Origin of the sequence: Streptosporangium sp. NPDC023963, assembly GCF_040639135.1 — a bacterium.
Lineage (GTDB): Bacteria > Actinomycetota > Actinomycetes > Streptosporangiales > Streptosporangiaceae > Streptosporangium.
This window is the reverse complement of sequence record NZ_JBEZZK010000003.1, coordinates 562,964-575,148: the sequence shown is the minus strand read 5'-3', so window position 1 is coordinate 575,148 and position 12,185 is coordinate 562,964. Positions and strand designations below refer to the sequence as shown.

Here is a 12,185-nt window from a genome sequence, read left to right as displayed (position 1 = left end):
GGCCGATTCGCTGCCCACGGCAGGAGCCCGGTGATCAAGTGGCCGGGACGATGCTCACATGCGGCGGACCTGAACTGATCTTTGTGGTGGAATATGCCGAATGGAGAGAGCGCGGCAGCTGGTGGGCGAGATGCTGATCTACTGCTTCGTGATCGTCCTGCTCACCGGCGGCTTCCTGGCGTTCTTCTACACGCCCAGTAGCGAGACCGTGTACTACGACGGCAGCTACACGCCGCTGCACGGTGTTCCCATGAGCGCCGCCTACAGGTCGGCGCTGGAGATCGGCTTCGAGGTGCGCGGCGGCCTGCTCGTACGGCAGGCGCATCACACCTCCGCGGTCCTGCTCGTCCTGGGAGCCGTTGTCTGGACCCTGCTCGGCGGGTTCCGGTACGTGTTCGCGCTGCTGGGACTGGGGCTGGGCGTGCTCGGCGCGCTCTCCGGGTACGGAGCCGTCGACGACGTGCTGTCCGGGACCTTCCTGGGAAGGCTGTCCACTCCCTGGTGGTACGGCCTGCACCTGCTGACGGCACTGGGCCTGGGCGCCGTACTGGTGATCTCCTCGCGGCGAGAGGCCGCCCGGCACCCCAGAACGCCGCAATTCGTGGCGCTGGGCTTCGGCCTCACCGTTCTGGTGATCTTCCTTCTCTGACGCCCACCGGTGCCGTGGGGCCGAACGACGGGCGGGCTGCTCCACCGTCCGACGGCGTACCAGGCCGCCGTCGCCGCGACGGCGGGACCGGCCCCGCTGATCCGGTACCTCCCGCTGCGCCGCCGGATCGGGCCCGCGGCGCTCGCCGTCGGGGCGCCGGCGTGGCCGGCCGCGCCGGGCACGTCCGGGTCCGGCAGGGCGCGCGGACCTTGCGACCCGTGCGCCGGTGGGAGCCCACCGGCGCACGGGGTCAGGCGGGGGCGCCGAAGGCGTACTCCAGGGGTGGCAGCACCGCACGGGCGTCCGCGCCGCCGACCCAGAGGCCGATCATGAACGCCGCGGTCGCCTCCAGCAGGCCCGCGCGTTCCAGGCCGCCGCCGTCGACCGGCACGCATCCGAGATCGGTGACGAGGGAGCGTACGGCGGCCAGCGCGGCGGGGTCGTCGCCGCAGAGGGGCACCGCCAGCGGGGCGCCGTCGAAGGCGGGCGGCGTCATCCGCCAGACGTCCTCGTGACACAGGTTGAACGCCTTGACGACGTGGGCTCCGGTCGTCTCGGCGACGCGCCGCGCCATCGAGGGGCCGCCCTCGGTGGCCAGGGTGAACCGTCCCTGCACGACCGGGTTGACGCAGTCGGCGAGCACCCGCCCGTCCAGCGTCCCCCGGGCGGCCCCTGCGGCCTCCAGGACCTCGGTCACGGCGTGATCGCGTACGGCCAGCAGCGTCACCTCGCCGAAGACCGCCGCCTCCTCCCAGGTGACCGCCCGCGCGGCGGGTCCGAGCCTGTCCGCCAGGGCTGCGGCCCTCGCCGGGTCCCGGCCGCTCACCGCCAGTTCGTGGCCCGCGCGGGCCCAGTGCGTTCCGAGGGCGTCCGCCATGCGGCCCGCCCCGAGGATGCCGATACGCATCCGTCCTCCCCTGCTCGACTGCTGGTGTATGACGAAGGTAGAAAGTTCGTCAGGCACCGTTCGGTGCGTAACGCCTCGGAGAGACTGGAGGACCCCGGCGTGTTCCTCGCCGACTGCCGTGCCCGGCTCGCCTTCGACCTGATCGGCAACACCTGGAACGCCGTCGTCGTCTGGGCCCTGCGCGCAGGACCCAGACGTCCCGGCGAGTTGCGCGAGGAGATCGGCGGGATCAGCGCGAAGGTGCTCACCGAGACGCTGCGCAGGCTGGAGTACAACGGCCTCGTCTCCCGGCGGGCCTACGCCGAGGCGCCGCCCCGGGTCGAGTATGAGCTCACCGATCTGGGGCGGACGATGGTTCCGCTGATCGGGGCCTTCGGCGAGTGGGCCTTCGACCACGGCGATGAGGTCCTCGACGCCCAGGACCGTGCCGAGGGTCTCTCCGGGTGACGCCGGGTACGGGGCCCGTCCCCGGGCCTATGAGGGCTTTTCGCGGTCGCCGGTGACGGGGGGCCGCGCGCTCCGTCGTACGGGAGCGGCGGGCCGGGACGTGCGGGAAAGGACGGTGCGCGTCACGGAGCCGGAGCGGCGACGGTGGCCGCGCGCCGTTCCAGGACGATCACCACGACCACCAGCGCGGTCAGCGCGGTGAGCTGCGCGAGGGCCGACCAGAGGCCGAGCGCGACCGTCAGGAGCGAGACCACCGCGCCCGCGGCCCGCAGCCCGTTGCCCGCGATGCCGAGGACGCGCCGGAACCAGGCGTCGCCCGCGATGAACAGGGCGACACCCGCGGCCAGGGTGAGGGCCGCGCCGAACTTCAACGGGTCCACCGGGTGGCCGATCGCCTTCTTGACGCCTGCGGCGACCGCGACGATGCCCAGCAGCATCGGGATGTGCGCGTAGAAGTAGGCGCCGAGGATCAGCCGGGTGCGCCGCACCGGCTCGGCCGCCTCCAGGGTGTGCTCGGCGCGCGTCTCGTCGTCGCCGCCGAAGTAGAGCCACCACAGGCAGGCGGCCAGCGCGAGGCCGAGCACCGCCGCCAGGCCGAGGGCGAGGCCGACGTGGAGCCCCTTGGCGCCGATGCCGATCGCCACGATCGACTCGCCGAGCGCCACGATCACCAGCAGGCCGTGGCGCTCGACGATGTGCCCGGCCCGGAGGTTGAAGCCCTTCTGCCCGATGAAGTACGGGCTGCCCCAGAGCAGGGCCACCGCGCCGGCCCAGAGCAGGTAGGTGTACGGCGCGGGGACCAGGGCGGCCAGGCCGATGAGCGCGACCCCGCCGAGGTTGAACGGGAGCACCCGGGTGAAGGCCGAGGTGACCTGCAGGTACAGCCCGGCGTGCACGGCGATCAGCAGCAGGTACCCGATCGCGAACGCCAGGCCGTCGCCGTCGAACACCGAGGGGATCGACAGTGCCACGATCATGAATCCGGCCATGCCCAGCAGGATCAGCACCCTGCGGGCGGGACGTGTCGGGGGGACGGCGTTGGTCAGCCAGGCGTAACCGGCGTACATCCACCAGATGACGCCGAAGACCAGCAGCGCGCGCAACGCGCTCTCGGCGGGCCTGCCGTCCTGCAGGCCGTCCACCATGAGGCCGGTGAGCTGGGTGACGGTGAAGACGAAGACCAGGTCGAAGAAGAGCTCGAGGGTGGAGACGCGGAGTTCGGTCTCCGGCGGAGCGGGCTCGACCCGCTCCGCGAACCAGCCGGGGAGGCGCATCCGATCATTGTGCGGGTAGGGCGCCTCCCCGTGAATCTCATTAAATGAAGAAGAAAGCCTTCTTGTCCTTAAAGGGAGGTATGTCGCCTCAAAATGGTCAGCTCCCGGAGGGCTCGTCCTTCTTTCCGGCCACGAGGGTGTCGCCCGCCTTGCCGGGCGCGGGTGCCGGGACCGGCGTGGGCGCGGGCGTCGCGGGAGGCACGGATGCGGCGGCACCGGACGGGGGCTTGCGGGTGCGCGTACGGGGACGGGTGGCGGCGGGGAACTCCGCGGTGTCGGTGGCGCCCTCCGAGGTGGGTCCCTCCGAGGCGGGTCGCTCGGAGGCGGGTCCCTGCGCGGGCCTCTGCGAGGCGGGCGGAGTGGACTCGCCGGGCTTCTTCCCCGCGGCGGGCCGGGCGGGGGCCGGGGGGGCCTCCGGCTCGCGCAGCGCGGCGATGACGTCGTCGGCCTCGGCCTCGGCGGCGAAGTCCTCAGCGGCCTCGGCCTCGCGGCGCTTGATCACCACCATGTGGTCGACCGACAGGCGGCCCGCGCCGCCGACCGCGAGCAGTATGGAGGCGGCCCCGAGCGCCACGATCAGCTTGGCGTCGCCGCCGGTGAGCGGCAGGCCCACCTCGCCGCTGGCCAGGATGAACACGGCGAGGGCCTCGGCGAACAGCAGGAGCCCGCACGCGGCCACCGCGAGGCCGGCCACCAGCAGGGCGCCGCCGATGAGTTCCGTCAGCATGGTGGTGGCGGCCCACACGGAGTTGTAGGGCTTGGAGGCGCCCAGGCTCTCGAACTGCCCGGCGGTGGCGTTCAGGCCGGCTTCGAGCTTGTGCCAGCCGTTGGCGAAGAAGATCCCGCCCACGCCCAGTCTGGCCGCCAGGGAAGCAAGATCATGAAGGGTTTGTCGCACGGTTCCTCATTCTGGTTAGATTCCCCGTTCTTGCCCATGCTTGACCGATAAATGACCGAGCCTAGACCTTCCAAACCCTTTACGAGGGGTCGTTCCCCTGTCCGTCGGGGCGGCGGGGCACCAGCAGCGTCACGGCCAGCGCGGTGGCGCCGAGCAGGAACACGCTCACCGCCACCGTCGCGTGCAGGCCGGAGACGAACGCGACGCGGGCCGCGCCGAGCAGGACGTCCCCCACGCCGCCGCCGATCTCCCGCGCCACGTGCGCGGCGGAGGCGAGCGACTGGCGGGCCTCGTCCATCATCGCGGGCGCGACGCCGTGGACCGAGGCGAGCGCGGGGGCGTACACGGCCGTGGTGATCGTGCCGAGCACCGCGACCCCGAGACCCGCGCCCAGCTCGTAGGCGGTCTCCTCGACCGCGGCGGCGCCGCCCGCGTGGGACTCCGGGGTGGACGACATGATCGTGTCGGAGGCGGCCAGCAGGGCGACCTGGATGCCGAAGCCGATGCCGACGAAGCAGAGCGTCAGGGCCACCGGATGCCCCTCGGTGTGCCAGCTCAGGGTGGGAGCGAGGGAGACGGCGGTGAGCGCCAGCCCGCCGCCCATCGTGGCGCGCAGCCCGAACCGGCGCAGCAGCCGCGCCCCGGCCAGGCCGCCCGCGATCGAGGCGATCATGAGGGGGAGCATCCGCACGGCCGCCTGGAGCGGGCTGTCGCCGAGGACGAGCTGGAGGTACTGGGCGAGCATGAGCTCCAGCCCGACCAGGGCGAAGACCGTGAGCAGCACGGCGCCCACCCCGGCGCGGAACGCCCGCCGCCGGAACAGGCTCAGGTCCAGCAGGGGGAAGGCGAGCCGCCGCTGCCTGCGGACGAACCAGACCAGCAGCCAGACCCCGCCCAGGAACGCCGCCACCCCGCCCGGATGCCCGGCCCCGGCCTCCTTCAGGCCGAAGGCCACCCCGAGGATGCCCAGCACCGACAGCAGCGCGCTGAGCGCGTCCCACGGCTGGCCGGCGCGCTTGCGGGACTCGGGAAGGAGCCTGGCCGCGACGGGCAGCAGGACCACCAGGATGGGAACGTTGATCAGGAAGACGGCGCCCCACCAGAAGTGCTCGACGAGCACCCCTCCGACGAGCGGGCCGACCGCCGCCCCGGCCGCGGCCACCGCGCTCCACACGCCCAGCGCGATCGCCCGCTCGTGCCGGTCGGTGAAGACCTGCCGGATGATCGAGAGCGTGGCGGGCATGATCATCGCTCCGCCGAGGCCGAGCAGCGCGCGTGCGGAGATCAGCGCGAGCGGGGTCGGCGCGAACGCCGCCGCGGCCGAGGCGACGCCGAAGACCAGGTATCCGGCCAGCACCAGGCGTTTGCGCCCGTAACGGTCACCGAGGGTGCCGAAGGTCAGCAGCAGCGGCGCGACCATCAGCGAGTAGACGTCGATGATCCACAACAGCTCCACGGAGGACGGTTCGAGGGCGGCCGTCAGCGCCGGTACCGCGATGTGCAGCACCGTGGCGTCCACCGCGATCAGCAGCAGGCTGAAGCAGAGGACGGCGAGGACCGACCACCGGCCGGCCCCGGACGCCCGCGGGTCGCCGTCCGCGCGCCTGGCCATGAGGGTGGTCATGGGCCGCTCAGGATTTGCCGGCCTGGACGAACATGCGTCGCAGCTTAGGCGAAGTCGGGCAGTGCCCGGGGCGGCATTGAGTGATTGATTCACGTAGTTATGTCCGTTTTACGGCCCTGATCGGGTCAATATTCGGCACCTCCCAAGGTCGTCGGCGACCTCTCTAGAGAGATACAGGCATATACCGCCGTCTAGGCAAAAAGTGATCTCGCACGGACCATGGCGATCGTGGGAAGTCAGCGCGAGGCCCGTGAGCCGCCGTGGTGAGCGGGCCCGGCGGAGACGACTCCGCCCCGATCCCGCCACCGCGGGATCCCACCGACCCCCGGCACGGGAACGCCCCCGGCCGGGTTTCCCCGCCACCGCGGGATCCCGCCGACCCCCGGCACGGGAACGCCCCCGGCCGGCCCTCCGTGCCACCGCGGGATCCCGCCGACCCCTGGCACGAGCGCGAGCACGACCCCGTCTCGGCCCCCGTCCCGCGGCCACGGGATCCCGCCGATCCCCGGCAGTGGTGCGCCGTGGCCGCCGCGTGGCTGGGCCGCGACCGGCCCGAGGCCGCGCTGGAGGCGGCCCGCAGGGCGCTGGACCTCGACCCCCGCTCCGAGTCCGGCGCGGACTGGGGATACCGCCTGGCCAGCCTCGCGTTCGAGCGGCTCGGCCGCGACGCGGAGGCCGTGGCGGCCGCCGAGGAGGCCGTACGCCTCGCGCCGGGCTCCTGGGCCGCGCGGATGCGCCTGGGAGCCGCGCTGCGCAGGGTGCCGGGGCGCTGGCGCGAGTCGCGGGCCCAGGCGGCCAGAGCCGTCCGCTACGCGCCGGAGGAGCCGGACCCGCACGTCCTCGCCGGCGACCTCGCGCTGCTGAGAGGTGAGTACGGCCTCGCGGAGACCGCCTACCGCGAGGCACTGCGCCGCCTGCCGGACCACCCCGGCGCCAGGATCAACCTCGGCCTGACCAGGCTGCGCTGGGAGCGCCCGCGCGCCCACCACGACCCCGCCTGGCCGGTCGACCCGCGCGAGACCGGCCGGGCCAGGCGCGCCCTGGAGAGGTGGTCGCGGCAGACCCGGATCCTGCTGGCCGTCGCCCTCGTCGCGGTCTGCGCGGCGGAGTTCGGGTTCGGCCTGGCCTCCGTGGCGAGGATCGGCGGCGGGCTGGTGCCGCTCGCGGTCCTGGCGATCACCCTCAGGCAGGCGCACCGGGTCAGGCTCTGGTCGTACGTGCCGCGCATGCTCGTACGCGACCTCTGGCTCGGCATGTCGGTCTCGGTCACCCTGGTCGCGGTGGCCGCGTACGTCGCGGCCGTGGCCACCCTCCCCGCGGAGGCCCCACCCCTCCTCTCCGGCCCGTCGCCGGGCGCGCCGGGGGTGGTCTGGGCGGGTCTCGCCGGGCTGGTGCTCCTCAACGGGACCGTGCTGCTCGTCCTGCGCGTGCTCGTCGAGGCGTGGCGCGGGCGGCCGATCAGGGCGCTGGCCGAGTTCGCCGCCGCCGGTGGCGACCGCACGGCCAGGCGCGACGTGAACGTCACCCTCTGGCTGGTGGCGGGCCGGGTCTGGTCGGTGCCGGTGGCGGTCGTGGTGGCGGTCGTCGTGCTGGACGAGCGGAGCTGGGCGGCGGTCGCGCTCGTCGTGCCGCTCGCGCTCGGCTGGGCCCGCGGCCGGGCCGGCACGGCCCCCGGCCTCGCCCGCGCGCTGGCCTCGGACCGCGGGCTGGCGGCGGCGCTGGCCCTGCCCGTCTCGGCGTCTGTCCTGCTCGGCCTGGCCGGAGCGGCACCGGCCCTCGGGCTCGCCACGGTGGGGGAGTGGGCCTGGCGGGCCGGGATCGCGCTGCTGATCGTGCCGATGGCGATATTCGCCGCGAGGTCGGTACGGGCGTGGTGGCGGGGCGCGCCGGGGCCGTGGCGGGCCTCGCTGGTCATGTGCGACGGCTGCGGGAGCCGCCTTCCCGGCGACGCCGGGCCGCCGGTGGGGCTCAGCGGGGAGGTGCGCGCGGCCTTCACCTACGCGCGGGGAGTGGTGCTCGCCTACGCCGACCCCAGCGGCCCGCGCGCGCTCGCCGTCGGCGCGGTCAGCTCGGTCGGCCCGAGCGGCGAGCTGCGCCTGATCGCCGCCTCCGACGCCTGGGAGGCCGCCGAGCGCGACCCCAGGGTGGCGGTCTTCGTCGCCGATCCGCTGGACCGCCGCTTCTGGGCCGAGGTACGCGGCATCGCCATCGGTGACACCGAGGCCGACCTGCTGAGGATCACTCCCAAGGAGGTCGTGGTCGGCGAGTATCCCGGCCGCCACCAGGGCCGGGCCCACCGCGGCTGAACCGCCTCCCGGAGCGCCGGGCCCACCGCGGTTGAACCGCCTCCCGGAGCCGCCGGGTCCACCGCGGCCGAACCGCCCTTGCGGAGCGCCCGGCCGCCTTGCCGGGCGGTGACATTTCCCTGCCCGTCTTCCGGCGCGTCTCCCCGCGCGGACGGGCGACGGACGGCGGCCGGGGCCGGGCCGCACCACCCGCAGGGAACGCGGGCGCGGGCCGCCGCGCGCGGGGCGCGGCGGCGGCACAGGGAAGCGTGAGGCCGGGGGGACGGCGCGGGGCGAGCTTGCTGCCTCGGACGTTGGTTTCATCCGTTCTCATCCGTATATCTGATCGTGCCCGCACGACGGCGTGGCGTGACCCTCAGGCACGCGCAAACGTCCCCTTGTTGCGGTATAACCGGGGGCGGACCGGGGAGGCGTGATGCGGGAATCCAGCAGGGCCCGTCCGGCGGGGCGCGCGGCGGCACGGGATCTGTTCGAGCAGGTGCGGCTGGGCTACTTCCGGCTCTCGCCGCCCCTGCGCAGGCTGATCTACGTCGCGGTGCTGGCCGGAGCGGTCGGGCTGGCGCTGGTGACCGACTGGTCGATCCTCGGCACGATCTTCGTCACGCTGACGCTGCTCGGCTTCGCGGCGCTGACCCTGAGCTTCCCCCGCGCGGCCGCCACCCTGCTCGTGGTGCTCGGCTGGCTGGCGGGAAACCTGATCTTCCTGACCGCCCTCTTCGGCTCGAGCTCGCCGATCCCGACGGCGCTGATGCTCCTCGGCCCCCTGGTCGCCGGAGCCGCCCACCTCATCCGCTGGGTCCCCCCGTGGGTGACCACGGTCATGGCGCTGGTGCCCGCCGGGCTGACGGCCGTCCTGCTCGGCGCGGCCGTCCCCGGGGTCGGGGCGTATCCGGCCATCTGGGCCGCGTACGCCGTGGCGGCCGGGGTGCTGGTCCACCGGTTCCTGCAGGCCCGCCGGGCGCGGGTCGTGCTGGAGGCGGGGGAGCGGCACCAGGCCGGGCTCCGGGTCCGCGAGGGCGGCCACCTCCCCCCCGCCCAGGGGACCGGCGAGCGGGACGCGCCCCCGCCCATCTCGGTGGAGGAGGCACTCGGCGAGCTGGACGCCATGATCGGCCTCGCCCCGGTGAAGGAGCAGGTCCGTTCGATCGCCGCCTCGATCGAGGCGGCCAGGCTGCGCAAGGAGGCCGGATACTCCACCGAGCCGCCGATGCGGCACTTCGTGTTCGTCGGCCCGCCGGGCACCGGCAAGACCAGCGTGGCCAGGACCGTCGCGAAGATCTTCTATGCCTTCGGCCTGCTGGAGACCCCCTACGTGGTGGAGGCCCAGCGGGCCGACCTGGTGGGGGAGTTTCTCGGGGCCACCGCGATCAAGACGAACGAGCTGGTCGACCGGGCGCTCGGCGGGGTGCTCTTCGTCGACGAGGCCTACAGCCTGATCAACTCCGGTGACGGCCAGCCCGACAGGTTCGGCGCGGAGGCCGTGCAGACGCTGCTCAAGCGGGCCGAGGACGACCGCGACCGGCTGATCGTGATCCTGGCCGGATACGAGAAGGAGATGGCCACCTTCCTGGCGTCCAACCCCGGCCTGTCCAGCCGGTTCTCCAGCAGGGTCCGCTTCCCCAGCTACGCCCCCGAGGAGCTGCTCCAGATCACCGAGCTGCTGCAGCGGCGCCGGGGCGACCGGATGGCACCCGAGGCCGCGCCCGCCCTGCTCGCCCGCTTCGAGGACATCCACCGGCGCGCGATCGTCGACGACCTGGGCAACGCCCGGTTCGTCCGCAGCCTCGTGGAGGCCGTCGCGCAGGCCAGGGACGTGCGCGTGGTGGGGGCGGGCGGCGCGCCCACCACCGAGGACCTGGTCACCACGGTCGAGAGCGACGTCGTCAAGGCCTTCGGCGAGCTCACCGCCCGCTACCGGGGCTACCAGGTCGCCCCCTCCCTCGAGGAGGCGCTGGCCGACCTCGACCGCATGGCGGGCCTGGAGCCGGTCAAGCGGCAGGTGCACGCGATCACCGCGCAGCTCAGGGTGGCGAAGATGCGCCAGGAGCGAGGGCTGCCGACGCCGTCGCAGATGCGGCACTTCGTCTTCGCCGGGCCGCCCGGCACCGGCAAGACCACCGTTGCCCGCATCCTGGGCCGCATCTTCGCCGCGCTGGGCCTGCTCGCCCAGCCCGACGTGGTGGAGGCACAGCGGGCCGACCTGGTCGGCCAGCACCTCGGCGCCACCGCGATCAAGACGAACGAGCTGGTCGACCGGGCGCTCGGCGGGGTGCTCTTCGTCGACGAGGCGTACGGCCTGGTCAACTCCGGCTACAGCGGGGGCGACGCCTTCGGCGCGGAGGCCGTGCAGACGCTGCTCAAGCGGGCCGAGGACGACCGCGACCGGCTGGTGATCATCCTGGCCGGGTACGAGCGGGAGATGAACGCCTTCCTGTCGTCCAACCCGGGCCTGGGCAGCAGGTTCAACCAGCGGGTGCAGTTTCCCTCGTACTCCTCGGGGGAGCTCACCGAGATCGCGGTGCTGCTCGCCGACGAGTCGGGCGACAGGTTCGACGACGCCGCCCGCCGCGACCTGGCCGAGGTCTTCACCTGGGTCTGCGACGAGGGCCTGATCGACGGGCTCGGCAACGGCAGGTTCGCGCGCTCGCTCTTCGAGCGCGCCGCGATGCGCAGGGACGTCCGCCTGGCCGCCCTCGGCGGCGCCACCGCCAGCGCCGCCGACCTGACCACCATCACCAGCGCCGACCTGCGCGCCGCCGTGGACGAACTCGCCGGGAAGTGACCCGGCCCTCCGGGAAGTGACCCGGCTCTCCGGGAGGTGACTCCGGCTCTCCGGGAGGTGGCCCCGGATCCGCCCGGCTGCGCCCCGGATCCGCCCGGCCTCTCCACGGTTCCGGCCGGCCTCTCCACGGTTCCGGCCGGCCTCTCCACGGTTCCGGCCGGCCTCTCCACGGTTCCGGCCGGCTGACCCGCGGGCCCGGCGACGCCATCTCTCACCGAGATCCCTCCGATTCGGTACGCTATGCAGCCCGCCGGTCGCTGAGTGTAGCAAGATGGTCACCGACAGCGGCGGGGCTCCGGAGGAGGAAAGATGGCGGGATTCCTTGCCCGCAGGCTGCTCAACTACCTGGTGCTGATCGTCGTGGCCACCAGCCTGGCCTACATGCTGGCCGCCTCCGCCCTCAACCCGCGCTCCAACTACGAGGGCCGCAACCCCCCGATTCCCCCGGCCGTCGTCGACGCGCGCCTCACCGACCTCAACCTGAACGACCGCACCCCGCTGTTCGAGCGCTACCTGACCTGGGCGGGCGGCCTCGCGCGCGGCGACTTCGGCAAGACGGTGGCCGGAGGCTCGGTCGGCGACGACCTCGGGCGCCGGATCGGCGTCACGCTGCGCCTGATCACGATCGGGCTGATCCTCGGCAGCGTCACCGGCGTGCTCATCGGCGCCTACGCCGCGGTCCGGCAGTACGGCCTCTTCGACCGGTTGTCGACCGGCCTGTCCTTCGTCGTCCTCGCGGTCCCCACGGTGGTGCTGGCCAACATGCTGATCATCGCCGCGATCCGGCTCAACGAGGCGGCCGGCACCCAGATCCTCCTCGTCAGCGGCGAGGCTACCCCCGGCCTGGAGGGGGGGTTCGGCGCCGCCGCGCTCGACCGGATCCGGCACCTGGTCCTGCCCACGCTGTCGCTGTCGCTCGGACTGGTCGCCGTCTACAGCCGCTACCAGCGCAACATGATGCTCGACGTGCTCGGCGCCGACTTCATCCGCACGGCGATGGCCAAGGGGCTGAGCCGCCGCGCCGCGCTGACCCGGCACGCGCTGCGCACCGCGCTGATCCCGGCGGTCACCTACTTCGCCTTCACCTTCGGGTCGCTGCTGGTCGGCACCACCTTCACCGAGAAGATCTTCGGCTGGCACGGCATGGGGGAGCGGCTGGTCGACTCGATCTCCACCAACGACGTCAACACCGTCGCGGCGATCAGCTGCTTCGCCGCGCTGGCGGTGCTGCTGGCCTCGCTCGCCTCCGACGTGCTGCACGCCGTCCTCGATCCGCGCGTCCGGGTGGGGTGAGCCGG

The 12,185-nt window shown here is 73.6% G+C and carries 9 protein-coding genes; 5 read left to right on the top strand and 4 right to left on the bottom strand.

Translation table 11 applies throughout. From position 1 onward, the window contains the following. The first annotated feature begins 100 nt into the window (after positions 1-100). Positions 101-649 (top strand): hypothetical protein, encoded by a 549-nt coding sequence (locus tag AB0F88_RS13775; RefSeq protein WP_362682052.1) that lies wholly within the window; start codon positions 101-103, stop codon positions 647-649. A gap of 250 nt (positions 650-899) precedes the next feature. Here AB0F88_RS13775 and AB0F88_RS13770 read toward each other — a convergent pair whose 3' ends face one another. Continuing rightward, complete coding sequence (locus AB0F88_RS13770) at positions 900-1,613, bottom strand: NAD(P)-binding domain-containing protein (protein WP_362682049.1); 714 nt, start codon at positions 1,611-1,613, stop codon at positions 900-902. A 6-nt stretch (positions 1,614-1,619) separates the two neighbouring features. On the opposite strand from AB0F88_RS13770, the gene AB0F88_RS13765 reads away from it, so the two are divergent. Continuing rightward, positions 1,620-2,003: a helix-turn-helix domain-containing protein gene (locus AB0F88_RS13765; RefSeq protein ID WP_362682046.1), complete on the top strand. Its 384-nt coding sequence runs from the start codon at positions 1,620-1,622 to the stop codon at positions 2,001-2,003. 122 nt (positions 2,004-2,125) lie between these two features. Here the strand turns inward: AB0F88_RS13765 and AB0F88_RS13760 are convergent, their stop codons facing one another. The 3 genes from AB0F88_RS13760 to AB0F88_RS13750 all read right to left on the bottom strand — a co-directional run bounded on the left by AB0F88_RS13760 (position 2,126) and on the right by AB0F88_RS13750 (position 5,799). Continuing rightward, on the bottom strand, positions 2,126-3,277 hold the full coding sequence (locus AB0F88_RS13760; protein ID WP_362682043.1) for a low temperature requirement protein A: 1,152 nt from the start codon (positions 3,275-3,277) through the stop codon (positions 2,126-2,128). Positions 3,278-3,374: 97 nt separating this feature from the next. Beyond that, positions 3,375-4,175, bottom strand: a complete 801-nt coding sequence (locus AB0F88_RS13755) for a DoxX family membrane protein (protein WP_362682040.1) — start codon at positions 4,173-4,175, stop codon at positions 3,375-3,377. 79 nt (positions 4,176-4,254) lie between these two features. Next, positions 4,255-5,799: an MFS transporter gene (locus tag AB0F88_RS13750; RefSeq protein ID WP_362682037.1), complete on the bottom strand. Its 1,545-nt coding sequence runs from the start codon at positions 5,797-5,799 to the stop codon at positions 4,255-4,257. Positions 5,800-6,212: 413 nt separating this feature from the next. On the opposite strand from AB0F88_RS13750, the gene AB0F88_RS13745 reads away from it, so the two are divergent. The 3 genes from AB0F88_RS13745 (at position 6,213) to AB0F88_RS13735 (ending at position 12,180) form a co-directional block, all read left to right on the top strand. Next, positions 6,213-8,105, top strand: a complete 1,893-nt coding sequence (locus AB0F88_RS13745; RefSeq protein ID WP_362682034.1) for a tetratricopeptide repeat protein — start codon at positions 6,213-6,215, stop codon at positions 8,103-8,105. Between the two features lie 415 nt (positions 8,106-8,520). Beyond that, a complete protein-coding gene (locus tag AB0F88_RS13740; protein ID WP_362682031.1) occupies positions 8,521-10,887 on the top strand; it encodes an AAA family ATPase in 2,367 nt (788 codons plus the stop codon). Positions 10,888-11,196: 309 nt separating this feature from the next. Next, positions 11,197-12,180 carry an ABC transporter permease gene (locus AB0F88_RS13735; RefSeq protein WP_362682028.1) on the top strand — a complete coding sequence of 328 codons (984 nt, stop codon included), beginning with the start codon at positions 11,197-11,199 and terminating at the stop codon, positions 12,178-12,180. The last annotated feature ends 5 nt before the right edge of the window (positions 12,181-12,185 follow it).